Source organism: Pedosphaera parvula Ellin514 (genome assembly GCF_000172555.1).
Lineage (GTDB): Bacteria > Verrucomicrobiota > Verrucomicrobiia > Limisphaerales > Pedosphaeraceae > Pedosphaera.
The window spans coordinates 17,150-42,005 of the sequence record NZ_ABOX02000034.1; the positions used below are offsets into that span (position 1 = coordinate 17,150).

Here is a 24,856-nt window from a genome sequence, read left to right on the forward strand (position 1 = left end):
CGACCCAACGAAATGCGTCGCGTGCCTCTGAAGTAATCAACGAAGCGGCCCAATCAAAGTTCGCGTTTGCCGTCCCTCGGTCCGGGCAATGGTCTGGGTGCTCTCAGCTTTTTATAAACCCATGCTTCCAATGGACTGAATGGACGCAACAATTTATAAAATGGCGAGTAAAACAACCGCAATCGGATAACCGACAACAGCATGGTAAGCGAGGTCTTGCCCAAGGTCACTTTCGAACCAATTTTATCTGTCCATTCCGTTGGCACCTCAAGAATGGTGAAACCAGCCCGCTTCAGGCTGTAAAGCAGATTGATGTCGAAAGCCATGTCGGCGATGCGCAACGAGGGATGAACCGTCTCGACTGCCGTACGACGCATCACCTTGGCACCACATTGCGTGTCGCGAATGTTCATCCAGAAAAATGATTGCACGATGAGGTGGAACACTCGGCTGGCGAACTGCCGCCGGCCTGATTGAGATTGATGAAGCACAGCCCCGGGCAACCAGCGTGAACCAATGACACATTGCGCCTCCGGCCACCGCTTCACCAGATCGTGAAAAGCCTTCGGACCAGTCGCTCCATCCGCATCAACGTAGCCGATCAAGTCGGCCAGTGGCGCGAGCTTGAGACCTTCAATCAAGGCGCCACCCTTGCCAATCGGTTCGGCAAACTCCAGGGCGCTGACTGAGGGATACTTTTCCCTGACCCTTTGCACCACCCCCAATGTATTGTCGCGACATCCATTTAAAACCACTACGAGTTGGAATGGGCCGGGATAATTCTTCTGGAAGTATTCAGCAAACTGCACAAGCACCGGTTCGATCCGGTGCTCTTCGTTGTAAGCTGGAATCAGCAATAACAGGCTGGGCGCTTGCTCGGGCACGCGATTCGTTTAACAGAGAACTCCGTAAATGCAAAGGACAAGCATCTTGAATTTTTTATCCTGCCAAATCCGGCTAAACGATGTTGAGTTCCTTCCTGATACCGAATTTTTCCACTCGCTTGCGGAGCGTCGCACGCGTAATCCCAAGCAGTTTTGAGGCATGCACCTGGTTCCCCTTGGTTTCCTGCAATGCATGGATGATCAACTCGCGTTCCACCGCGGGAATAATCTTCAATTTGGGATCCTTTTTGGCCCAACGAAAGAGCATCCTGGCCACGGACCCCATCTCAGTGAGTCCTTCCTCCCCACCGGCTGCCGGGGTGGTGCCGGGTGAAGGAACCACGGTGGTGGCGGCAGAACCGGGATCGTTTATCTCAGGTGGCAGGTCAGCCGGCAAAATGACGTCGCCTTTGGCCACAACCACGGCCCGTTGAATGGCATTCTCCAATTCGCGCACATTGCCAGGCCAATGATATTTTTCGAGGATCTTCAGGGCTCCTCCGGCAATCGACTTCGGCTGACCCTGTTGGTCGTGCGCAAATTTTTTGAGGAAATAATTTACCAACAGGCGGATATCCTCAGGACGCTCACGCAGTGCCGGCAATTGGATTCGAACGACGTTCAACCGATAAAAGAGGTCTTCGCGAAATTGTCGTGCCGCCACCGCCTGTTCCAGCGGCTTGTTGGTGGCTGCGATGACCCGCACATCCACATGAATGGGTTGATTGCCGCCGACACGCTCGAAGGTGCCAGATTGCAGGACGCGCAAAATCTTCGTTTGGGTGGCCGGCGTCATGTCACCGATTTCATCTAGAAAAATGGTGCCTTGATGGCACTGTTCAAACCGACCAATTCGCTGGTTGTTGGCACTCGTGAAAGCACCCTTTTCATGACCAAACAATTCACTCTCGAGCAGTTGCTCGGGAATAGCTGCGCAGTTGATCGCCAGGAACGGTTTTGCCGCCCGCTCACTGTGATGATAAATCGCTCTTGCCACCAATTCTTTTCCGGTCCCGCTTTCCCCGGTAATCAAGGCAGTGGCGTCAGAAGCCGCAAGTTGACCGATCAACTTGAAAACCTTCTGCATCGGCTCGCTTCGGCCCACGATGCCCAGCTCGTAATCCTCTGTTTCCAGCAACGGCTGATAGGAAACCACCTGCCGCATATCGCGTGCGGTCTTTAACGCGCCCTGAACGATTTCCTTAAGCTTGGGAACGTCGAACGGTTTGAGCAAATAATCGTAGGCACCCAGCTTCATGGCTTCGATGGCCGTCTGAGTGGTGCCATAAGCAGTCATAAGGATGACCAACACTTTGGTATCAATCTGGCGAATGCGCCGCAACGTTTCCAGACCGGTGATGCCACCCATGCGGATGTCCATTATCACAAGATCGGGTTTGACCCTCGGGAGCAGTTTCAAACCTTCTTCACCACTGGCAGCCGTGGTGAGTTCTATTTCGGGGGAATCAAAGATTCGGCGAAAGGAATATTGCACATCCGCTTCGTCATCGATTAACAACAGTTTAGCCATGCTGAATCGGAATGTTTACTAAGTTTGTGAGAAAGTCGAATGAAAACTAGCCGCTCTGAATTGTATTTAATTAACCACCAAGGATAGTTATGACCACTTTTTTCCACATTCTGACGGTTGGGAGGCGAGGAACTGGGGAAATTGTCTATTCCTCATCCGATTCTCACAAAGTGTTGCTGTAGTTTTTTAACCACTTGAGATCAAAAAAATTTTGCCTTCCAAGGGTCGCCCAAGTCCGTTTTCGAACCCACCTGCGCCAGACCAAAATCTGAACTAGACTTTTTTCAAGAGTGAATGATTTCTAGAACTGAACAAAAACAGGAACCATATCCATCCGAAATGGCCCAGGTGGTCCAACGCAACATTCGCGCCCTATTGGCTCGAAGACAGGCGGAAGAACGGCGCAAAGGATGGCAGGACTGGCTTGCGGACACCATTACAAGATTCACAGGCAGCATGCTTTTCGTTTATATTCACCTGGTCATTTATGGCTTGTGGATCGTCATCAATCTTGGGTGGATACCTTTTATCCCGAAATTCGATCCCACGTTTGTGATCCTTGCCATGGTGGCTTCAGTGGAAGCCATTTTTCTATCCACCTTTGTTCTCATCACCCAAAATCGCATGGCAGCCATCGCTGACAAGCGAGCCGACCTGGACTTGCAGACCAGCTTGCTGGCAGAACACGAAGTCACGCGACTTATTCAACTGGTCACCGCCATGGCCAAACAAATGGGAATTGAGGAATCACATAATCCTGAGCTGAACGAACTGGCCCGGGATGTGAAGCCGGAAAAGGTCCTCGATACCATTGATGAAAATCAGAAACGATTTGAGTTCGAAGAGCGAAGTTCCCGGGAATAAAGCACCTATGGTTAAGGCTTCGTTTTCAGCTTTTCCAAAACCCACTCGCGTGCTTCGTCGCTCGTTTTCAACTCCTCCTGCAACTGTTTATCGCGCAATTCCGTGAGCAATTCACCCATGGCTGGACCAGGTTGCATACCAAGTGCCATTAGATCGTTGCCATTCAGCAACGGCGGCAAAATTTCGGGCTTCTTCTCCAGTTCCCGCTCCTGTTCCACCATGAAATCATAGTGATCCAACATCCGGTGTGAGCCGAGGCAATCCAAACGGTGCAGCGCCAGTTCCAGCGGAAAAGTTTCCCGCATGATCATGCGACGCAACGTCGACTTCCGCATGTTCGGCACATCCTTGAACTGCATGTGATAGAGCACGGCGGCCACAATTTCATCCGTCTCCTTGCGCGGAAACTTCAGGCGTTGCAGCAGCACTTCGGCCATTTCAGCGCCCACCTTTTCGTGGCCATAAAAATGGATGCTTCCCGTTTCGGGATCTCGGGATGCCGTCACCGGCTTGGCTACATCGTGCAACAAAACTGCCCACGGCAATTCCGGTGAAGCATCCTCCGGCAACTGGGACAGCATCAAACGAACATGATTATAAACGCTTCCTTCCGGATGATAATCCGGCGTTTGCTCGCAGGTAATGGTCGCGGCAATTTCAGGCAGCACCTGTTCGAGCAAGCCGCTTTCACGCAACAGGTCCAATCCGCGTGCTGCGTGCGGCGGACGAAACACCTTCATCAACTCTTCGCGAATGCGTTCGGCGCTGATGGTTTTGATCTTGGGCGCATTGGCCACCATGGCCGCAAAGGTTTTTGCTTCGATTTGGAAATTAAGTTGCGCGGCAAAACGCACCGCCCGGAGTAAACGCAGATGATCTTCGGCAAAACGTTCGGCTGGCTCTCCAATGGTGCGCAAGACTTTTGCTTTCAGATCAACTTCCCCCCCCACCCAATCGTGCAGCACATCATTGACTGGATCGTAAAAAAGACCGTTGATCGTGAAATCACGACGGCTGGCATCGGCTTTCGGGTCGCCAAAAGTGACCTGCTCGGGATGACGGCCATCCTGGTAATCGGATTCCGCGCGGAAGGTGGCTATCTGAAACTCAAAACCCTTTTCGAGAACGATCAATACCCCAAACTTCCGGCCTACGGGAATGGTGCGTTGAAAGATTCTCTCGACCTGCTCCGGTACCGCGTTCGTGGCAACGTCAAAATCCTTCGGCTCGCGTCCGAGAAAGTAATCGCGCACACACCCGCCCACCCAGTACGCGTCAAAGCCCGCCGTCTGTAAACGGCGCACCAATTCTGTAGCTGTTTCACGTAATGTCATACAAACAGTGAACTATCTCCTTGGAAAAGGACCCGGCTCTCTCAGCGCAGGAGTTACTCTTACCAAATGGCCGGAGCAAAAGCAACTCCCCTCTCTTATTCCGTCCCCCAAATATTCTTCACGTGCACGACGCCGCGTTTGACTTCCTCCACGGTCAGGCCGGGGCTGAATTCAAAAACCTTGATGTGCTCGGGTTTCACCAGCGGCTTAAGCGCTTTGAAATCGACGGTGCCAGTGCCGGGCTCGCAGTGGTCGCGACCGGGAAATTGCACGTCATGAATATGGAAACCAAAGAGGCGCTCGCGTTGCGATTCCAAATGCATGAGGTGATGGATGAACCCGAGGTTCTCCTTGATTTGCGCATGGCCGGTATCGTGCCAGTAAACGATGTTCGGGCTGGTGAATTCCTTGAACAAAAAATGATAATCGTGCTCGAGCGGCAATTCTTCGACGGCTTCGCGATTTTCGATGCCTAACTTCACGCCAAGATTCTCCGCCTCGGGCAAAAGCTTGTGCAGAACTTCATTGGCCCGTTCGATAAATTCCTCCTTGATGCCCTCACGCTTGCGCATGACTTCGTCGCATAGCTTTTGATATTTGGAGGTTTCCTTGTCGCCACGACCGACCATCTCGATCAATTTGTCGGTGTAATCCTTCATCTCGATGGCGCCGTAATGCAGCACGACGAGAGGAGCTTTGAGTTTCGCTGCCATCTCGATGGTTTTGCGCGTGTAACGAAGCGCATTTTCGCGCTCCATCGGTTTGTATGCGGAAAATTTAAATAAATTAGGCGCCGAATGATTTATCCCAATGGGCAGCGGACAAAAATTGTGGAGACTGGAAATCTTAATCTCGCCCGCTTCCACCGCTTCGATGGCGCCGGGCAAAAGGCTGATGCGTGTGCCGTGGCTGAGTTCCGCATACTCAAAACCAAGGTCGCGAATTTCGCGCAACATCACGCGGCCATCGGTGTGTCGATGAGAATTCCAACAGCTGGAAAGCGAATACATAGGTAAAAACAAAAACCGAATGCGATCATTTCTTTGACCGCATCCGGCTATGACAATTCAAAACGATTACAAGTCCGCGTAACGGGCGCTCAGCATGGCGGAGAACCGGGCGGCTTTCATCTTACGGCGTTTGCGTTCGCTCGGCTTTTCAAAATGCCGATGGTTGCGTACAACCTTAAGGGTGCCTTCGCGATCGATTTTCTTCTTCAATCGACGCAGGGCCTTTTCAACGGGTTCGCCTTTTTTCAGTCTAATCTCTGTCAACTCAACTCACATCCTCTCTGGAGACCTTGGGTACGTCCACCAAATGGCGGACGTTCCTCTTAAGTCAGGCTGAGCAGGTTATTTTCATGCGGCCCATGTGTCAACCGGCAAAAACCATTATTTTACACATTTGTTGGCATTTTCACACGGTGCCTGCTTCCTACCTATCCTACATCATCGTAGTAAAGCGGCTTGCCTTCCACCCCTTTTATGCACATCGTGGTGGATGCGTTTGCCCAGTGAGCCGATAACATTTTCTGTACAGCAAGTCGAAGAGATGAATCAGAAGCTTTCAATCCTGAAACACGATATCAATAACCATCTTTCCTTGATGATGGCAGCAACTGAACTCATTCGGCATAAACCACATATGGCGGAAAGAATGATGGTCACGCTCTGCGAGCAACCGCCCAAAATCACGGCTGCCCTGAATAAGTTCACCACCGAATTCGAAAACGCATTTAAAATTACCCGCGGCTAAAACCCCACATTTTTCGCCTCAGATTTTCATTTAAAATATTTGCATTGAGCAACTTGCAACTTAAACAGGCTTGAAAACGGTCCTCTTTTCAAATCTCATGGTAACTTGCCGCAAATTATCTTCGTCTATTCGTTTATGTGAGCGGGCTAACTAACCTTTTCATTGAGTTCAAAAGCCACCGCCTCTGTTTTCATCCTCCGGCTTTTGTCTTTAGTCTTCAGCAACTCTTTGCAATAGTCCGTGCTTAACAAATGGAATCGACCGATGCGGAACTCATCGCCGCAGTGCTGAAGGGTGATGCCGCAAGCTTTGAGCCTCTGATCAAAAAGTATTCGCCGCGCGTTTTCGCCACCGCCCGGCGTTACGCCCGACGGGAAAGCGAAATTGAGGACATCGTCCAGGAGGTCTGGCTCAAATCGTTCCAGAAACTCAGCAGTTTTCGCGGCGATGCCCCTTTTGAACATTGGCTCATGCGCCTGACGGTGCGCACCTGTTACGATTTCCTGCGCGGGCACAAGCGCAACCGCGAAATGGCTTTTTCTGAGCTGACCGAGCCGGAGGAAAACTGGCTGGATCATTTTGTCGCTGAACCGGAAAAAGCCGAAGAAAACGCCGCGGCAGCGAAGGCCCTGGTCGCACGCGTGCTGGAACAACTTTCTCCCCCCGCGCGGCTTATCATTACTCTTTTGGAGATTGAAGAAAAGTCGGTCAAAGAAATTGCCGTGCTGACCGGCTGGTCAGTGCCATTGGTAAAAGTCCGTGCCTTTCGCGCCCGGGCTGAGATGAAAAAGTGTCTGGCAAAACTCGTAAAAGATAAGTATCTGTAACCCACACGCCGCTGACGGCGTCTGATTAAGAGCAGGCCTATGAATCTTTCAGAACTTAACCGCAAATTGATTGCCGCCGCCCGCGCTGACCAGCCGGGCGACCATGTGCCTTATGCTTTTGAACAGCGTATCATGGCCCACTTGACGGGCCATGCGGCAGCCGATCCCTGGAGCTTTTGGTCACGCGCGCTGGTCCGCTCGGCCATGCTTTGCGTGGCGTTCATGCTCATCATCACCGCCTTGTCCTTTTACGCCCCTTCGAATAACCAGGACAGCCTCTCTCAGGACGTCGAAAAGACGCTCTTTGCAGCAGTCGATAACCCGTCGGCTGATCAGGCTGGAGAAACTTGGTGAAAATCTGGAAGGTCATTCTCGCCACTCTGGTTATTTTTGGAGCGGGCGTGGTTACCGGTGGTTTGCTGGTGAACCACGTCGTTCGCATCAAGGACCAGAAAAAGATCAAACCCCTTTCCGTGCAGGCAGTCACACCCTGGCAGCAGCATAATCGCGAGCTGCTGCATCGCATGGATCGCGAGTTGAACCTCACCCCCGAGCAACACGATCGTCTCGAGAAAATCATCATCGATGGTCAGGAGCGCACGAAAGCGTTATGGAAACCAATTGCTCCGCAGATGAACAAGGAATCGCAACGGGTGCGCAGCGAACTGCGCGACGAGCTCACGCCGGAACAGCGCAAGAAGTTCGATGAACTTGTCAAACCCCACCCTAAAAAGCAGGATGACAAACAGCATCATCCTGGCACCAATACTGCAGAGATTTCAACGAACTCGCCTGCAACGAACAGCGCTGTTACCAATCAGTAATTCCTCAGCCCCCCAGCAACGCCATCTTTCAGGCTCAAATTAATTTCCACCGACTCGCCAGCCGCTATTCGTCATCGTTAATATCCAGGTCCGAAGCGATTCGCCGACGCAGTTTTGCCAGAGAAACGCATCCCAGCGTAGCAAGCGCAACGCATTGCCGATGACCACCATGTCCGACAGTCCCATCGCCAGCGCGCACAATACCGGGCTGAGAAAGCCAAGCGCGGCCAGCGGTATGCCGATGATGTTGTAAAAGAATGCCCAAAATAAATTCTGTTTGATTGTCTTCAACGTCGCACGCGCCAGCCCCAACGCCTCCGGCACCGCGTGAATTTCCGATTTCAGCAAAATAATATCCGCCGCCTCGCGCGCCACATCGCTCGCCCGGCTGACCGCGATGCCTATATCCGCTGCCTCCAACGCCGGCGCATCATTAATCCCATCGCCGATGAACGCCACGCGCTCCCCCTTCTTTTGCAACACCTGGATGAACCCGGCCTTGTCCTCCGGCAGCACTTCCGCGAACACATGGCCGCTGGGAATTCCCACTTCCCGCGCAATCGCCTGCGCGGTCAGCGGATTATCGCCGGTTAACAAATAGGTTTTGAATCCCCGCCTGTGCAATTTGCCAATCACCTCCTGCGCACCTTCCTTCAACGTGTCCTGCACCGCCACGATGCCCATGAGCGATTGATCGATTGAAATCCCCAGCAACGTCGCCCCCTGCTCCGACCATTGCTGCTCGAAATTCTTGCCTCGCGTCAGGTCCACGCCCGACGCCCGCAACCAGCGCAACGAACCCAACCGCACCAGCACCGGCGCACTTTGAAAATTATCCATGCGCAACTTCGCCTGCACACCGGAGCCGCGAATTTCCACCCATTCTTGAAACGGATAATCGTCGTTATACAACTTCGCCACGCTCTGGCTGATCGGATGATTCGACCGCCGCGCCAACGCCGCCGCGAGTTTCATCTCGTGCACAATCGGCCGGCGCCCGCCGGAACCATATTTCTCCTCGCTCACCACCACCGGCTTGCCTTGCGTGATCGTGCCCGTCTTATCGAAGACCACCGCCGTGATTTTTCCCGCCCGCTCCAACGCAATCCCATCGCGAATCAAAATCCCGCGTCGCGCCGCCGCGTTCGTTCCCGCCATGATGGCAATCGGCGTCGCCAATCCCATCGCACACGGACACGCGATGATCAGCACCCCCGCCGCACAGATGACCGCTGCCGTCAGGTTGCTCTCCGGCACCGAAGGCGCCCACAAATACTGCGTCAATAACGCGCTCCAATGCCTCGCCGACTCCGGCGCCATGCCCCACAACAAACCGGTCCCCAACGCCGCCAGCACCACCAGCGGCACGAACACACTGCTCACCCGATCCCCGAGTCGCTGGATGCCCGCGCGACTGTTCTGCGCCCGTTGCACCGCGGCAATGATATGCGCCAACGCCGTCCCTTCACCTGTGGCCGTCACCCGCACGAACAAACTCCCATTCAAATTCGCCGTCCCCGCAAACACCTTCGCCCCGATCTCCTTCTCCACCGGAATCGATTCCCCGGTCAACATCGATTCATCGATCGTCGAATCGCCAAACACCACCTCGCCATCCGTCGGCACCTGATCGCCCGGCTTGAGAATAATCGTCTCCTCCAACTGCAGTTCCTTCACCGGCACGAGCGTCGCGGAATTGTCCGAGTTTCTCCGTCTCGCCATTTGCGGCGCCAGGTGCAGCAACGCCTGCAACGAACTCTCCGCCCGCGCACTCGTCCGCGCCTCAAACCAATGTCCCAGGCTGATCAACGTAATGATCGCCGCCGATTCCATGAAATAGAGATGCCCGTGACTCCCCGTGAACAACGCCCAGACGCTGTAAAGAAATGCCGTCGTGGAACCGAGCGACACCAACGTGTCCATGTTCGAACTCCCCACCTTGAGCTGCCGCCACGCCCCCACGTAAAATCGTGCCCCGCAAAAAATCTGGACCGGCAACGCCAGCAGAAACGCCACCCACCGAAACCACGGCTGCATCCCCCAGCCAAAACCCCATTCCGCGATGATCAACGGCAACGTGCAGGCCAAGCCCACCACCACATTGAATTGCCAACCCGCCAACGGCGACCATTTCCGCGCCGTCTCCGTGCCCGCCTCGCCCTCCAACACATTCGGCTCATAACCCGCCGCCTTCACCGCCGCCAACACCGCTGGCACATCCGGCGACCCCTTCCAACGCACCGTCGCCCGCCCCTGCTCCAGCTCCACCGACGCCCCGGCAACCCCCGGCACACCTTGAATCGCCTCCGTCACATGCCGCGCGCAATTGCTGCAAGTCATGCCATTGACCGCCAATTCCGTCGCCCCCGACGTCCCCGGCGCAATTGTTTCAGATGTAGATCCCGCACCCATAATTCTTCTGATACCGCGAGTGTAATGGACGCTGGGCCTTACGTCTAACCCGCAATTGAACCGCCTCCCGGGAACAGCATGATGCCACGAGAACACAGCAGCGAGGATGGAAGATGGCGAAACGTCCAACACGCAACATCGCACGCCCAAACCACGACGCAGATTTACGCAGAAGAGCGTGAAGCAACGCAGGGTTACGGCACTTGCAGGGTGTAGAAGTGCCGCGCGCTGGTTGATCCAACGGGGTTCGTGAACGAGAAGTTTCCGCTTCCATCAAAACTCCCGCTCGTCAAAATCGTCCAGTTGGTCCTCTGCACTGACAGATCGGTCGAGGTCAAGACGTGATAAGTGCCGCCGAGTCCGCTGTTATTGGTCCCGCTCATGACGAAGTTCCCGGCGTTCAAGGTGACATGCTGGATCGTCGGTGGCGGGGCGGTAAAGGTAAACTTGTCTGCCGCGGTTAGGGCCGAGGTTCCATAACCGAAAATAGGTGCGGTGACATTGCCGGCGCTAGTTTGTTTGACTCCCGATTGAACCGTCACATCCACGGTCCCGGAACCGCTCGGGACGGTGACGGAGATCTGTGTATCGCTGAGCATGTTGACCGAACTGGCGGCGTTGGTTCCAAAGAACACCGATAGGCGCCCTGCTGCACCTGAGAAATTCTGACCAGTGATGTTGAGATTACTGCCGGGCCAACCCTGTGTAGCGCTCAAGCTGGTCACCATGGGTGCGAGGTTGAGAACCTCGAAGTCATTAGCGGTGAGCCCCTTCAGTTTCATGACATCCGTCATATCCCAGGTAGCACTGAGATTGTTACTGGCGTTGACCGAGCCAGGAGCGCCGCTGACATTTATCGCTGCCGCCAAGCCGCCGGTGTCCGCGACAATGAGGCCATATTGCTGCATGGCACGGGCAAGAACCTGGGATTGAGACCCCATCAAGCTAATCGAATTGTTCACGGCTGGCGTGTTCTTCAAGCGCAACCGGCTGCCGAGGGGAATGGTGTTGGTGGAGACTGCCGTGGAAGAGCCCTTGTGTGAAGCAGGGTAAATATATCGCGAGTCAATAACGCGGTTCGGCAGCGTCACGCGCACGGCATGGTTGATCACACCCTGGCCTCCCTGCGCTACTGGCAACGCTTCATCGGGCCGGGCCAGGCCGGGAAGTATCGGCAATCCTGCACCGTCGCCGGACATCCATCCGAGGGGACGAAAACTGTTCGTGCCAAAGCCCCAAAATGATTCTATGGCCGCATGCCACTTGCCGTCGGAGTTCTCCGAAGGCCGGCTGGCGTACCACAGTTCATAACCGACGTTGTTATCCTCATCCCAGACGATTAGGTGAGAGTCACCGCGATTACCGACGCCGGGATTGGGTCCGTTTTGAAAATCACCTTCCAGCACGGCGTTTGCCGGAATCGGCACCGGGATGAGGTCGCTCTCGTCGGGATAATTGTCGATGACGACATTCACCTTGGCGGTGCTGTTGCCATGGACGACATTGTAAGGAATGCCATACAAGGCGCTGGCTCCATTGGCAGGATTATCCACACCCCAACCGGGCGTGACGAGAGCCGAGGTGCCGATGTTGGCGATGATGGCCGCTGAGTTCGTCGCGACCGGTGCGTTGGTGATGATCTGATTCCAGGGATTGTTCGCGGGAAAGAGCTGGTTGCCGAGCAATGAAGCCAGCGCGGAGCCAACCGGCGTTAACACTGTCCCTGCCGCCAATACCGCCAAGCGTTTTCTACGTCGTCTTAGTTTTCGCATCTGAACAACCTTTGCGTCAGCATTGATACTCCCAATTCACCCGAAGGCAAGCAGGAAAGGATCGCACTAAGCCGAGCCGGGCGGGATGGTCCAAAGCGGCTGACCGACATCCTTCTCGGCTGCCGGACCGGAAATGTAAGGCGAGACAATCCCCGGCAATACTTGAACGTCGAAAATCTCTTCGATGCCCGTGCAAAATTCCAGATGCCCTGCGATGGCACCGGTCCGCAAATCAACCACCCAAAGCCCACAACGCAGTTTGTCGCGATCAGCCATGATGGGGAGTCCTTCCAACGATGGACGGGCTTTGGAGAGACCGACGAACGCGTAACCACCGTGAATGGCCAGACCACGCGAAACGCCCGGCACGTGAGCCACGGAAGTGACCTGGCCACTTTGGGAATCAGCCACCGCCAACTCGCCCTGGCCGGAGTGGAGAAAGAAAATCTGATTACCTTCCACCCGCGGCGAATGCGGGAGGGAGAGACCACGAGTCAGCATGCGGCCGCTGGGGACTTCCATGAGAAAGCCGCCATTCTGTTTGACGCCGCGCCAACCAGAGGGCGTGTCCGTTTCTCCCAAGGCCGTGACGTAACGGGGTGCGCCGTTGACGACGGCCAGCCCGTTGAGATGACAGCGGTCTTCGGGACGCAGAGTGGATATGAACGGCGGCTTCCAGCGTGGGGCAAAACTGTAATGTGGATGCAGGGCGGAGAGGCAGGAGAAGAGTGTGTTGACGGTCCAGAATTCGCTTCCTCCCGAAGGCGCCGCGACCCAGGCGGCTTCGTGCGCTCGGATGTCATCGGTGAAATGGGAGGTGCGGGCCAGGAAACAGGCGTCATGATGTCCCTTGAGCTTGGCGGCGATGTCCGGGGCGTTGCGGAGGAACCAGACTTCCTTGCGCGTGCAAACGGCGATCGTCCCGGACTTGACCGCGATGCCCATGGCCCGCTCGAATTGATTAAACGTCAGCGTGAGCCGGCCTTCCCGTGCCGACACCACGACGAGGTGGCCGGTCTGGTAAGTGGAGATGAGCACCGACAAACGCAATTGCGCGAGGAGCGCGGGCAAACTGTCCGAGTGGGCGCAGCGGATGTCGCGGTATTCCATGGGCGAATTCATGGGCAAGCGAGTAGAGCAGTGCGTTGAATGCGCATCAATGATTTTTGAACGGCCACGAAAAAGCACAAGGGACACAAAAACACCTGCCCGCAGAACACGCCGATTTACGCAGAAAGGAGAATTGAACTCTTTTGGGGGTTATTTTGGCACTCCGTGAAAAAAGGTTGGGAACCAGTCGGGCAGTTGATAATACGCCAGCCAATAGCTGCCAAAGGCCATCAGCAGCAACAGCATCGCCTTCTCGCCGGCCCAGCGACCGTCCACGGGGTCGCGATAATCAATGGTGGGATGTTGGTCGAAGCCGTCGGGTTTTCGGAACATAATTTTAAACCAGAGGAAACCGATGGTGCCGGCAATGGCGAGCGAGCAATACTCGAGCCTGGTTGCGTGCCGAAAGAATTCGACCCAGATCAGGAAAAATTCTTTGAGGCATTGGAACGTGTTCACAGCGTCACCTACGGGTGAAGACTGGTGGAGGTGGGGTGAAAATGTCAAACATGAATGAAAAGGAAGCCTAACCACGGATGCACACGGACAAAGATATGAATAGCCACGAGGAGGCACAAAGGAGAGGTGCCCAGGATAGAGAATGGTTCTGGAACCATCCGGACCTACTGTTCAACGTAAGCGGAAAAACTGGCTGGGTGTTACTCCAGTGGCATTGGTGTATGGGCTCGTGGCTGCAGGAATGTCCACGTATGGACCGACGACGTTGGTAGCTGATTGCAATACAGACGTGTCTGGCCAGCTTAACACAAAATTGGAGCCGCTCCTGCCAACTAGAAGCGTGGGATGGGGAGCCGGCACAATCTCACCAGAGGCAAGAACCTGGCCACGATATGTCCCGGAAGCGAGCCCGACCGGATTAATGAAACGCACCTTGGAGAGTTCGGCTGTGGGAAGTTGTGGATTGCTGACGACGATTTGACTGGCTCCGCCGCCGGTGGTGGAACCATTCCAGTTTTGGATCGACAAGATTCCGGTTCCAATGCCGAGAGAGTTTTGAAAAAGAAACTTGCTGCCCATCGCACTCAGGGAACTGCCGCCAATCATGGCTGCACCGTTCACGGTGAGCTGCCTGCCATTGCCATAAATCGAGCTGTTGAAATTCACCGAACCGGTCACCGTGACGTTCATGCCGAGCGACAAGGGGGAAGTAAAATTGACTGTGCTGGTGGATGAAACATTGTTGTTCAATGTGCAGGCAGCGCCTCCCAGCGTCACGCTTCCGCCGGAAGTCAAGGCACCCGCCACGAATATCGTACCGGAGGAATTGGCAGTAAACGAGCCGGTCGTTGCGATTGTATTTAAAGTGAGCCCCTCATAGCTGTATAACGAAACGTTTCTCGCTGCCGGGATGGTGATTCCTGTGAAACGATTGCCTGAAGTCAGCACAATATCCTTGGATGTTCCCGCGCTTAATGTCGTGGCACCAGTCACGTTCAAAGCCCAGCTTTGAACAATGTTTCCCTGAGCCGAGACCGAGAGTGTTCCCCCGATGGTGGAGCTGCCTAGGGTGAGTCCATTGATGTCCACCAGGGTAACATCTTTGGCGGAAGCGATGCTGACCGTCGCAAAATCATTTCCGGGATTGCTCAGTATAATATTATTTCCCGAGCCGGCATAGAAGAAGGCTGATGAGCCGGCACCATTAACGGAAAGAGCGCCAAACTGAGTGATGGCTCCAGAGGTGTTTACCCACAGATTTCCCGAAATGGTGGAAGCCCCAAAATTGAGGCTGTTGATATCGCTGATCGTAACGTCTTTGCCGGAAGTGATGACCACGGTCGGGAAGTCGTTGGCAACCTGATTCAACACGATGTTGTTCGCGGACCCAGCAGAGAAAGTGGCGGTCCTGCTCAGAGCTACCCGGAGAGCGCCCGACTGCGTGATGGCTCCGGCTGTGGTCACAGTGAGATTACCGGTAATCATCGAATTGCCGAAATTGAGCGCAGAACTGGTGGCCAGGGTGACATTGTTGGCAGCGGTGATGGTGGCTGTGGAAAAATTATTTGCAACGTTGTTAAGGGTGACATCGCCAGCGGGTGATAGAATGGTGACTGCTCCCGTGGCCACGATAATCTCCGCCCCCTGGGTGATGCTACCGCCATTGGCGGCAGAAAGAGAGAGGTCGCCCGTTGGCATGTTGATGGAGCCGTTGATGGCAATGCTGGAATTGGCGGTGAGTTCCAGCGAGGCGGGATTCGAAACCGACTTCACGATCGCCGAATCCACGGTGATGTTTCCCTGTGCTGAAAATGCACTGGTGGTAACGATGAGGATAGGTGTCCCGTTATCCAGCAAATTTGCTATGTCGGTGACGGAAATGGTTGCCTTGTCCGCCGTGGGCGTAAAATAGCCCCAGGACCAGGAACCGCCTGAGGTGGGAGCCGAACCGATGGTGATGTCCGAATTCGCCCTGACCTGGATCGCGGAAAGCAAAAGAAGGCCGGAAAAAAGCGCGAAACAACGATGGCTCATAGGTAAAAGTCTTATCTGATAATTTTGTCTCTCTTGAACGACAGATATCATTCCAATCCCAGTGGAATTGTCTACATAATTAGACGGGTAGAAGGCGGTCCTGTCAGCAGTGGTCGGTGGCTTGTTTTTCGGTGCGGGGGACGATGTAGGCGGTTTGTTGTTTGCGGAAGCCCAGGGTTTCGTAAAACGAGGCTTTGTCGGGAGCGGCGGTGAGGGTGCAAAACAGATAATCTCTGGTCTGCTGTTTGAGGTGGTCGATGATGTGGGTGCCGATGCCGCGTCGCTGATGCGTGGGAGCGACGATGACATCGACAATGAGGCAGTAATATTTTCCGTCATCGACGGTGCGGCCGCAGCCGACGAGTTGGTTCTGGTCGTAGGCGAAGATGAGGTGGGTGCTTTTGGAAAAGGCGTCCTGGAGTTCAGAGGCGCTTCGTGGTCCCCAGCCGACGGATTGGAAGAGGGTGGACAAGTTTTCCCAGGAAAGGTTTTCGGTGGTGTGCTGGTAGTGGATCATGGATGGCCTTTGGTTGGCGGCGAGAATAAGGGATTAGACAGGAATGGAAAAGTTTTTCAGCAAAATTCAGCGGCTATCGATACGAGGGCATGAAATTTGGGGAGCCCTTCGCCTATCCTGCGGATATCCTCACCAAGTATGAGCGTGGCGAGGAGGTTACAGCCGGCCTCAATGTTTAATTGGATGCAGTGGACGTCCCCGTGTTAGCTAACCTGCTGGGCGCCCAAACTGACGCAGAGCCGGCATCGAAAAACTTTACCTCTAAGGGTTTGCCCTTCCGAAGTCCGGAGAGTGCTGATGCCCGGCTAATTTTTTCCTGATTTGCAGAAGAGCTTGGATCTCCGAACAGACTGATATACAAGCGGTTTGTTTTACCATGGCGGCCAATACGATCTGTGAAGATATGGTCGTCGCACTCGTCCAAGGAATGTCCGAATACGACGAGCGATCCCTGAATTTCCGTAAACGAACGATACATTTTACAGAGGTAATCGTTATGGCGGATGCGTTCTACCTTTTCAGCGCTTGTGCCTTCCGAGACGAAAACGGGGTAAAACCCTTGTTGTAATGCGGCACGGATTTGATCAATGAGAGGGATTTGGGTGTTGACCCAAGTAAACTTTTTCATCTCGCTCCCGGTATCGTAAAGGTGTAAAGCACCGTGAAGATACCGTACACTTTGGGTCTTCGAATTATCTGGATCCCACGAAACGTAATCGGCATCGGGATCGTCGGCAGGCTTACGGAAACCATCATCAGAAGTAATCGGCTCATCCTCAAGTTCGTCTTGCATTAGAGACCAATAGAGCAGCAAGTCATAATTCAATGTATTGATACTCTTGTAGCCACGGAGAAACTTTCGGCAGATTGAGTATTCTTCTCTTTTTATATCGTGCGGACGATCTGGATGGGAACCGGCTACAGCGCTGACAAGTACCTCTCTGAGTGAATTAGCGTCTTCTGCGGCTCTGTTTTTTGCATCCGCATCGCCCGGGAAGTAGATCGTGGCAATTACAGAGAAGCTCCGCAATGCCCTCATGACTGCTTCGAAGTTTGTTGTTCCGAGCGCATCAAACGCCTGGCGTGCTCGCTCTGCTTGTGAAAAATCTGCCCGGTCGAAAAGTTTGTCGTATTTAAACAGGTCAGGTCTGCATGCGATGCTGAAACCGTTTCCCAACAGAAGGTGCCGACGTACGTCAGTTTCGGCGAGCACATCGGCATATGAAAGAATTGGCGGTGTTGACATGACGATGTGTAGGTTAGGTGGTGGAATTAATGCGTTTCGATAGTGTTATCACCCTCACCCCAGATGCGGGCGAGGGTGGCTTGGATTTTTTTCTCGAAGCGGGTGATTAGTTCGCGGTTGGCGGCGACCAGTGCTTGCTCGGCTTCGATCTCGGACACGATGGCTTGCTGCGTGGCGAGGGGTGGGAGAGGGATTTCAAATGTTTTGAGGTATGTGAGATTCAAATGCGAAATGTGACCATCAATGCCGTGTTTCCTTAAGCGGTCGTATTGTCCGAGAAAGTACAAATAGAGGTAGAGTGGTTCAACGCACTCGTTCGGGGTGATTGCCGCCGCGTTCTGAGTCGTGCAGGCGGGCACGTTGAGGTATGCGACTTGGCCCCGCGTTTTGCCTTGGCCGTACATGGCCATCAAGACAGTCCCTTTTGGAAAAACAGTGAGACCGTAATCTCTCACGGCCTCCCTACTGATATGGGTAACGGAACTGTTGATGATGCAGTTGTTGATCTCGCTGGTCTTCACGAAGTTCACATCGCCGACATAGTAGTCACCCCGAGTTGTATCGGGCGTTGTGCCACTGCGTAGAGATGCGACATCATCCAGGCAACATATCGGCCAGTCAGGGTGGATGGTGATGTGGGGGCGATAGTGGTCGAGGACGGCGCGGGCGCCGTTGATGACTTTCTGGTAGCCCTCGATCTCCAGCACGATCTCCTTCTGCGTAGCAAGGGATGGCAGGGGGATTTGGAATTCGGCCAAGTCCTCAACTTTCATGCTGACATTGGCAGCGCCCTTCATGAGTTCCGCCACCTTGTCCTTCTGGAGGTCGAGAACGAGATAGAGGAATCTAGTGATTAAAACGTCGGCATCTTTCGGCTGAAGCACAGCCAAGAGGTTCGCTACAGCGAACTTCCCTGAAGCGAAGTGAATTCGGCTGAGGGTTGCCCGACCATGGCCCGTGGATGAAATCATCGGAACGCAGACTGCCTCACCATCTATTTCGTAATCGGAAGAACTGAGCGGTTCCTTAGCCGTCACGATGAGTGGATAGGGTCCCCTTTGTGTCTTGGTGCTGGAATGCGTACCTTTAGTTAGCGAGCACACGTCCTTCAGCCTGACGACACGAGTCCCAGCTCGGGCTTCAACCGGTCGATAGCGTTCTGCGCTGAAAATGTAGTCGTTGGCGGCAATCGCGTTTCGCTCAACGAGGAAGGAGTGCCGCGATAATTCCGTACCTTCGTGGTAAGCCGCGTAATCCTGGACCACGAATGGCAGATCGTTTCGCTCGGTAACCGTGCGTTTGACGCCGAGGCTTACACCGATAGCGCGAATGTCGGAGAAGAGAACATGAGGCCTGCTCTTGGCGACTCGCTTATCGAGAATCAGGATCGAGGTTTTCACGCCCGAGTAAGGCTGGAAGACCCCCGACGGGAGCGAGATGATCCCAATCAGGGATTCCTTCAAAAGAACTTCACGGAGTCGTCGGTATGCGGTGCCGCTTTGAAAAATAATTCCTTCGGGAACAATGATGCCAGCCCGGCCGTGGGCGGTCAGATGTTCCAGCATGTAATCCACGAATAGGACTTCGCTGCGATTGCTTGGAACGGAGAAACGCTTGTGGGGCTTGATGCCGCCTTTCGGAGACATGAATGGAGGGTTGGCGAGGATGACATCGGCGAACTCATTCCAGCGTTCCTCGGAGGTGAGTGTGTCGTATTCGTAGATGTGTGGATCAGTAAAACCGTGGAGATAGAGGTTCACCAATGAAAGGCGCACCATGTCAGGGGAGATATCGTAACCTTTGAAGTTCTTCGCGAGGCGCCCACGGTCGTCGGGGGTGAGCTTGCTGTTCCCTCTGGCGTCGGTATTCGCACGAAGGATATGTTTGTAGGAGGAAATTAGAAATCCGGCGGTGCCACAAGCAGGGTCGAGGACTGTCTCGTTTTTTTTCGGATCTACAACCGAGACGATAAAATCAATGATGTGACGTGGTGTGCGAAATTGCCCGGCATCGCCTTGGGAGCCAAGGACGGAGAGGAGATACTCGAAGGCATCACCAAGCCGCTCGGAGTGGTCGTACGTAAACTCATCGATGATTTTTAGAAAGGCTTTAAGCGTTTCAGGATCGCGATAGGGAAGATAAGCATTCTTGAAAATTTCACGGAACAGGAGTGGGATGCCGGGATTCTGGGGCATCTTGGCAATGCCTTCGCCATAGAGGCCGAGTAGTTCATGGCCGCCAAGACCGGAACGCATGAGCCTGGCCCAGCCGTATCGGGCGAAATCCTTCGTGAAAAACTTACGCTTGCCGCCCAGCTCCTCAGACTCAGCGTCCATGTCGTCCATGAACTTATAGATGAGTGCAATAGTGATTTGTTCTACCTGGGATTTTGGGTCGGGAACTTTGCCAACGAGGATGTTGCGAGCGGTATCGATGCGGCGTTTTGTGTCAGAGTCTAGCATGTAGTTTTCCTAAGCAGCGAATTGGTTCAAGGAAACATAATCCTTGATGTATTCCGGAATCAACGTCCGGTATTTCGAAGGCACAGCCTTGAAGTCACGTGTGGAGAATACGGGATTCGTGGCGAGGTCGGTCAAGTGGCCTGATTCGATGATATAACGAATCTGATCGCTGGTGACGTAGGCCTTGAAATAGGTTTTGAGTGCCGGGATAGCTTCGGCCTCTTCGGGTTTGTAGTCGGCCACGAACTTGGAGAACTCTTCCTCCAACAGTTCATCTTTGGACTTGAAGCGCGGAATAAGGCCGAAGATTTTTTCGAGAATTTCCCGAAGCGTGATCCGCCGGTCCACGTCCGCCGCTTTGCGCAGCTTCTCCAGCGAATAAAACTCAGCGGATTTGCCGAAGATTTCCCGGTTCACATAGTCGATGACCCGGTCCCATTGGTTTGCCTCAATACTGGCCACGATGAAATCATTTTCCCGGATGGTGGTCTCGAATTTCTGATAAAGCATGCGGTCGATCTTCATGCCTTCAGAGCCGATGACCTCCTCTCTCATCGTGGCAAGGATATCCTCACCAAGATGCTCATAGCTTTTCGCTATGCCTCCGATGCCATCGCCCTCGTTATCCTCCTTTTCACCACCCTTGCCCTTCGGCTTAGGAAGTTTGATGATCTGATCGTAGTTGTATTCCTTCTCGAAATATTCGCAGTTGGCGAAGAAGTCGAAGAGCTTGAAAGCGGTTTTCTTTGGTTGCTTGACGTTCTCCTTGATCGCCTCGTCAAAGAGCTGTTCGCGGAAATCGTGTTTGCGCGTGCCGCGCCCTTTCATCTGCACGAAATCCGTAGGCGAGAAGATCGGGCGCAAGAGCCCGAGATTAAGAATGTCCGGGCAATCGTAGCCAGTCGTCATCATGCCGACGGTTACACAAATGCGGGCTTTGCTGGTCTTGTATGTAGGGATGAAATTCGCCGAGCCGAGCAGGTTGTTATTGGTAAAATTGATCGTGAGTTGTTGCGCCCCATCCACGTGAGACGTGACCTGGACGGCGAAATCGGATTGATATTTGCCTGGGAACATGCGGTCGGCCATTTCGTTGAGAATCTGAGCGAGTTTCGCCGCATGGTTTTGGCTCACCGCGAAGACGATGGATTTGCCAATCTCGCCGCTAATAGGATCTCGAAGCGCATTTTCCAGGAAAATTTTGCAGAAGAGCTGATTCGTGGCTTTGGAGAAGAACCGTTTCTCGAACTCACGTTGTTTGTAGCTCTCCTTTTGGTCTTCCCCACCCTCGTCTTTGAACTCCACGACGAAGCCATTATCAGAAAGTAACTGGGTCGTGACCTCGCTACGAGCGTCAACGACGGTGGGATTGATCAAGTAGCCTTCTTTTACTCCATCAAGCAATGAGTAACGGAACGTGGGCTGGCCATCGTCGCAGCCGAAGGTGCGATAGGTATCCAGCAACAGGCGGCGCTCAAATTCACGCGGGTCTTTTGTAGTCGCGTTTTTCTTGTCGAGTTTCTTCAGGTAATCGCGCGGTGTGGCGGTGAGGCCCAACTTGTAGCCAACGAAGAAGTCAAAGACCGAGCGCGCATTGCCACCAATCGAGCGGTGCGCTTCGTCGGAGATTACCAGATCGAAATCCGTGGGTGAAAAGAGCTGTTGATATTTGTTATTGAACAACAGCGATTGAACGGTCGTTACGATAATCTCTGCATGACGCCAGTCATCCCGATTTTCCTTGTAGATGACGGCTTTATAGTCATTGGCGAGAGCTTTCTTGAATGCTTTTAGAGCCTGGTCTTCGAGCTCAAGGCGGTCGACGAGGAAGAGCACGCGCCGCGCATTGCCGGTGCGAAGGAAGAGTTTGATGACTGCCGCGGCAGTGAGCGTTTTTCCTGTACCCGTGGCCATCTCGAACAAGAATCGGTCCTTGCCAGCCTTTACCGCGGCCTGGAGCGCAGCAATGGCTTTCTTCTGATACGGGCGAAGGAACCTGAGAGCATTGACTTCAATGAAGCGTGGACGCTCCTGTTCGCTTTTCCAGGACGCTTCTGCGGCATACCCGGGGCGCTGTGTGAGCACGACGTAATCATCTTCAACATACTCTTCGATCAGCCGCTTCGGATCGGGCAAGGTTTTCTGATAGCCGATGACTGACCCAGGAGTAGGGAAAGAGGTGATGACATACGGGTTGCCTCGCTCAAGGTCCCAGAAGTAATGCAGATTTCCGTTAGAGAGGATGACGAACCGACAGTTCTGCGAGCGGGCGTATTTGCGGGCCTGCTCTTTGGCTACCAATGGATTTTTATCCTCCGCCTTTGCTTCGAGGACGATAAACGGGAAGCCCTTCTCGTTGAGAAGGAGGAAGTCGATAAAGCCTTTTTGAGCTTTTTCAAAATTTTCCCCGAGAGCATCAAGGTCGTGTGGCTTGAGCGTAACGCTGGGTTCGAGTTGAATGTTAGCCGGACCTTTATCGTCCGCAAAAAACCGCCAACCGGCTGCTTCGAGCAGCTTGTTGATTTTTATGCGGGCGGCGGCTTCTTTCATTCCATCAAAGCGATTTAAGGGGGCAACACAAAGCTTATTTGCACCCTAAGAGGTGGGTTCGAATCCCACGTGGGGGCGAAGGATTTATTGTGGGCGTTTTTGGACATCGTGGCGGTCGGGTCCTTTTGAGGATGAGGATAGGTACGTGGCGGGGAGGAAGCAAGATGGGATTGTTGGATGGGGCTAGTGAAGAACGGTTAAAGTTTTTTGGAAATGCTTGCTCAAGGCAACCGCTGGGGTCTTTCCGGACTGGCACCTTATTCAACCCGCTTTGGGGTTGGTCAGTCAGGCTTCGCTATTGAAGGAGCGAGCGGAGGGAATAAAGAATTTTAACCACGAAAGTCCTTCCGGACGGGGCCACTACGCGAAAGGGGGACGTGGGCGAGGATGGAAGGATGGAAAGCGGGGTGTTTTATGGTCTGCTGTCACGAGGGGTGCGAGGGAGTTGCCTTTGCAGCATAAGGTTTGCCAAGATATTCACATTTATTGTTAACAGTGTGAAACAAATGTTAAAATACATATTGACATAGTATGTATTTTTTAGTATGTATGCCTCACAATTAAATTAAGGGTTGAGGCCAGCAGGTCTCGGTGGACCCACAAAAATCAAGGACCCATGGAAATTTCGAATGGCGAATTTCGAGTTTCGAATGCAGAGCCGGGATAAAACCAAACATTAACCAACAAACTAATGGAGGAATTTTATGGCAAGACGGGGGAGGACTAATAGAGAATGGATAATTGACAATGGACAATTAGGGAACTCAAACATTCGGAACAACACGGCGGAGTCCGTGGTTCGAGTCTGCTGCCCAGGGTTTGGTCTGAATTTGAGGGGGGTCGCGAAGGGTTCTAACGCCTTATAACGGTAGATAACGCCAGATAACGGTACATAACGGGTAAAAAAAATTTGCGGCAATGGAAAATGGACAATTGATAATGGATAACGCAGCGGGAAAAAAGGAAGGCCAGCGGAAGTTTTCGGTCGGTGATGGTCGGTGAAAATTTAATACGTGTATGGGGGTTCGGTCGGTATCGGACGGTAATAGTCGCCAAAGGTCGGTAATGGTCGGTTAAAAAAATTTTGTGGTAGGAGTCGGAATGAAAACAGAGAGGATCAAGTTTCCGGAATTGGAATCGATGCGGAATGATTTTGGCGGGCTGGATTGTTCCGGGCGCAATGCCGATTGCAAATCGGCGATACAGCAGACTGCAAGTCTGCGCTACCAGAGTGGCAGTTCGGTCGGTTGTGGTCGGTGAAAATTTAATACGTGTATGGGGGTTCGGACAGTATCGGACGGTAATAGACGCCAACGGACGGTAATGGTCGGCGTGGAAAATTTCGAATGGCGAATTTCGAGTTTCAAATTGTCAGATTTTCAAATTATCAAATCAAACAGAGAGCTCTAACGCCAAATAGCGGGTAAAATTTTTTTGACAGGAGTCGGAATGAAAACAGAGAGGATCAAGTTTCCGGAATTGGAATCGATGCGGAATGATTTTGGCGGGCTGGATTGTTCCGGGCGCAATGCCGATTGCAAATCGGCGATACAGCAGACTGCAAGTCTGCGCTACCAGAGTGGCAGTTCGGTCGGTGATGGTCGGTTAAAATTTAATACGTGTATGGGGGTTCGGTCGGTATCGGACGGTAATAGTCGCCAATGGTCGGTAATGGTCGGCGTGGAAAATTTCGAATGGCGAATTTCGAGTTTCAAATTGTCAGATTTTCAAATTATCAAATCAAACAGAGAGCTCTAACGCCAAATAGCGGATAAAATTTTTTTGACAGGAGTCAGAATGAAAACAAGGAGGATTAAGTTTGCGGAGTTGAAATCGAAGCGAAAGCGTTTTGGCGGGCTGGATTGTTCCGGGCGCAAGGCCGATTGCAAATCGGCGATACGGCAGACTGCAAGTCTGCGCTACGTGGCTGGCAGTTCGGTCGGGATCGGAAGGAGGAATCCAGTCGTCCCGATGGGACTGGGGACATTTTTGGAACGTGTTTTCCCGGCACTCAAGTGCCGGGCTATTGTCATCGCCTCCCTCTGGGAGGAGGATGAAGACAAGGACCGTGAGTTAACGGGAGTTAACGTGAGCTATCGGGAGTTAACGGGACATCTTTTTAATTTCAAATTACGAATTTCGAGTTTCAAATGAGAGCTGAAATTGCATTGGTTGAAATTGTGGAGGGCGATTGTTCCAGCCTTGCTCAATCCGCGTTCATTGGCGTTCATCCGCGGTTGAAAATCAGGCTAAGGGTTTTGCCCCAATGCCTCCC

The 24,856-nt window shown here is 53.3% G+C and carries 21 protein-coding genes; 7 read left to right on the forward strand and 14 right to left on the reverse strand.

Annotated elements, in window-relative coordinates; all coding sequences use genetic code 11:
* Positions 1–53 precede the first annotated feature (53 nt).
* Positions 54–884 (reverse strand): glycosyltransferase, encoded by an 831-nt coding sequence (locus tag CFLAV_RS21590; RefSeq protein ID WP_007416963.1) that lies wholly within the window; start codon positions 882–884, stop codon positions 54–56.
* A gap of 73 nt (positions 885–957) precedes the next feature.
* The gene (locus CFLAV_RS21595; RefSeq protein WP_007416964.1) at positions 958–2,415 is read right to left on the reverse strand and encodes a sigma-54-dependent transcriptional regulator; all 1,458 of its coding nucleotides are present in this window, start codon (positions 2,413–2,415) and stop codon (positions 958–960) included.
* A 294-nt stretch (positions 2,416–2,709) separates the two neighbouring features.
* Here CFLAV_RS21595 and CFLAV_RS21600 point away from each other — a divergent pair, with 294 nt between their 5' ends.
* Positions 2,710–3,279 carry a DUF1003 domain-containing protein gene (locus tag CFLAV_RS21600; protein ID WP_007416965.1) on the forward strand — a complete coding sequence of 190 codons (570 nt, stop codon included), beginning with the start codon at positions 2,710–2,712 and terminating at the stop codon, positions 3,277–3,279.
* 11 nt (positions 3,280–3,290) lie between these two features.
* Here CFLAV_RS21600 and CFLAV_RS21605 read toward each other — a convergent pair whose 3' ends face one another.
* The 3 genes from CFLAV_RS21605 to rpsU all read right to left on the reverse strand — a co-directional run bounded on the left by CFLAV_RS21605 (position 3,291) and on the right by rpsU (position 5,887).
* Positions 3,291–4,613 (reverse strand): CCA tRNA nucleotidyltransferase, encoded by a 1,323-nt coding sequence (locus tag CFLAV_RS21605; RefSeq protein WP_007416966.1) that lies wholly within the window; start codon positions 4,611–4,613, stop codon positions 3,291–3,293.
* A gap of 95 nt (positions 4,614–4,708) precedes the next feature.
* Positions 4,709–5,623: a sugar phosphate isomerase/epimerase family protein gene (locus tag CFLAV_RS21610; RefSeq protein WP_007416967.1), complete on the reverse strand. Its 915-nt coding sequence runs from the start codon at positions 5,621–5,623 to the stop codon at positions 4,709–4,711.
* 66 nt (positions 5,624–5,689) lie between these two features.
* Positions 5,690–5,887, reverse strand: coding sequence for a 30S ribosomal protein S21 (gene rpsU / locus CFLAV_RS21615; protein ID WP_040549733.1), 198 nt, complete (start codon positions 5,885–5,887; stop codon positions 5,690–5,692).
* Positions 5,888–6,164: 277 nt separating this feature from the next.
* Here rpsU and CFLAV_RS36590 point away from each other — a divergent pair, with 277 nt between their 5' ends.
* The 4 genes from CFLAV_RS36590 (at position 6,165) to CFLAV_RS21635 (ending at position 8,019) form a co-directional block, all read left to right on the forward strand.
* Entirely contained in the window at positions 6,165–6,368 is a 204-nt protein-coding gene (locus CFLAV_RS36590; RefSeq protein ID WP_237712434.1) for a hypothetical protein, read from the forward strand.
* A gap of 251 nt (positions 6,369–6,619) precedes the next feature.
* Positions 6,620–7,195 carry an RNA polymerase sigma factor gene (locus CFLAV_RS21625; protein ID WP_007416969.1) on the forward strand — a complete coding sequence of 192 codons (576 nt, stop codon included), beginning with the start codon at positions 6,620–6,622 and terminating at the stop codon, positions 7,193–7,195.
* A 39-nt stretch (positions 7,196–7,234) separates the two neighbouring features.
* Positions 7,235–7,549: a hypothetical protein gene (locus CFLAV_RS21630; RefSeq protein WP_007416970.1), complete on the forward strand. Its 315-nt coding sequence runs from the start codon at positions 7,235–7,237 to the stop codon at positions 7,547–7,549.
* On the forward strand, positions 7,546–8,019 hold the full coding sequence (locus tag CFLAV_RS21635) for a hypothetical protein (protein ID WP_007416971.1): 474 nt from the start codon (positions 7,546–7,548) through the stop codon (positions 8,017–8,019). The genes CFLAV_RS21630 and CFLAV_RS21635 overlap by 4 nt, the downstream gene beginning before the upstream one ends.
* 39 nt (positions 8,020–8,058) lie before the next feature.
* On the opposite strand, the gene CFLAV_RS21640 is transcribed toward CFLAV_RS21635, so the two are convergent.
* The 9 genes from CFLAV_RS21640 to CFLAV_RS21680 all read right to left on the reverse strand — a co-directional run bounded on the left by CFLAV_RS21640 (position 8,059) and on the right by CFLAV_RS21680 (position 22,581).
* Entirely contained in the window at positions 8,059–10,431 is a 2,373-nt protein-coding gene (locus CFLAV_RS21640) for a heavy metal translocating P-type ATPase (RefSeq protein WP_007416972.1), read from the reverse strand.
* Positions 10,432–10,625: 194 nt separating this feature from the next.
* On the reverse strand, positions 10,626–12,203 hold the full coding sequence (locus tag CFLAV_RS32830) for an IPT/TIG domain-containing protein (RefSeq protein ID WP_007416973.1): 1,578 nt from the start codon (positions 12,201–12,203) through the stop codon (positions 10,626–10,628).
* Positions 12,204–12,269: 66 nt separating this feature from the next.
* A complete protein-coding gene (locus tag CFLAV_RS21650) occupies positions 12,270–13,325 on the reverse strand; it encodes a TIGR03032 family protein (RefSeq protein WP_007416974.1) in 1,056 nt (351 codons plus the stop codon).
* Positions 13,326–13,463: 138 nt separating this feature from the next.
* Positions 13,464–13,772, reverse strand: coding sequence for a hypothetical protein (locus CFLAV_RS21655; RefSeq protein ID WP_007416975.1), 309 nt, complete (start codon positions 13,770–13,772; stop codon positions 13,464–13,466).
* A gap of 171 nt (positions 13,773–13,943) precedes the next feature.
* Entirely contained in the window at positions 13,944–15,806 is a 1,863-nt protein-coding gene (locus CFLAV_RS21660; RefSeq protein WP_007416976.1) for a beta strand repeat-containing protein, read from the reverse strand.
* A 103-nt stretch (positions 15,807–15,909) separates the two neighbouring features.
* The gene (locus CFLAV_RS34305; RefSeq protein ID WP_007416977.1) at positions 15,910–16,323 is read right to left on the reverse strand and encodes a GNAT family N-acetyltransferase; all 414 of its coding nucleotides are present in this window, start codon (positions 16,321–16,323) and stop codon (positions 15,910–15,912) included.
* A gap of 175 nt (positions 16,324–16,498) precedes the next feature.
* Positions 16,499–17,569, reverse strand: a complete 1,071-nt coding sequence (locus tag CFLAV_RS21670; RefSeq protein ID WP_007416978.1) for a DUF4917 family protein — start codon at positions 17,567–17,569, stop codon at positions 16,499–16,501.
* A gap of 26 nt (positions 17,570–17,595) precedes the next feature.
* Positions 17,596–20,031 carry an N-6 DNA methylase gene (locus CFLAV_RS21675; RefSeq protein ID WP_007416979.1) on the reverse strand — a complete coding sequence of 812 codons (2,436 nt, stop codon included), beginning with the start codon at positions 20,029–20,031 and terminating at the stop codon, positions 17,596–17,598.
* 9 nt (positions 20,032–20,040) lie between these two features.
* On the reverse strand, positions 20,041–22,581 hold the full coding sequence (locus CFLAV_RS21680; RefSeq protein WP_007416980.1) for a DEAD/DEAH box helicase family protein: 2,541 nt from the start codon (positions 22,579–22,581) through the stop codon (positions 20,041–20,043).
* A gap of 1,101 nt (positions 22,582–23,682) precedes the next feature.
* Between CFLAV_RS21680 and CFLAV_RS36595 the strand changes: the two genes are divergently transcribed.
* Positions 23,683–23,841, forward strand: coding sequence for a hypothetical protein (locus CFLAV_RS36595; protein WP_007416982.1), 159 nt, complete (start codon positions 23,683–23,685; stop codon positions 23,839–23,841).
* Positions 23,842–24,378: 537 nt separating this feature from the next.
* Positions 24,379–24,735 (forward strand): hypothetical protein, encoded by a 357-nt coding sequence (locus tag CFLAV_RS21695; RefSeq protein ID WP_007416984.1) that lies wholly within the window; start codon positions 24,379–24,381, stop codon positions 24,733–24,735.
* Positions 24,736–24,856 lie beyond the last annotated feature (121 nt).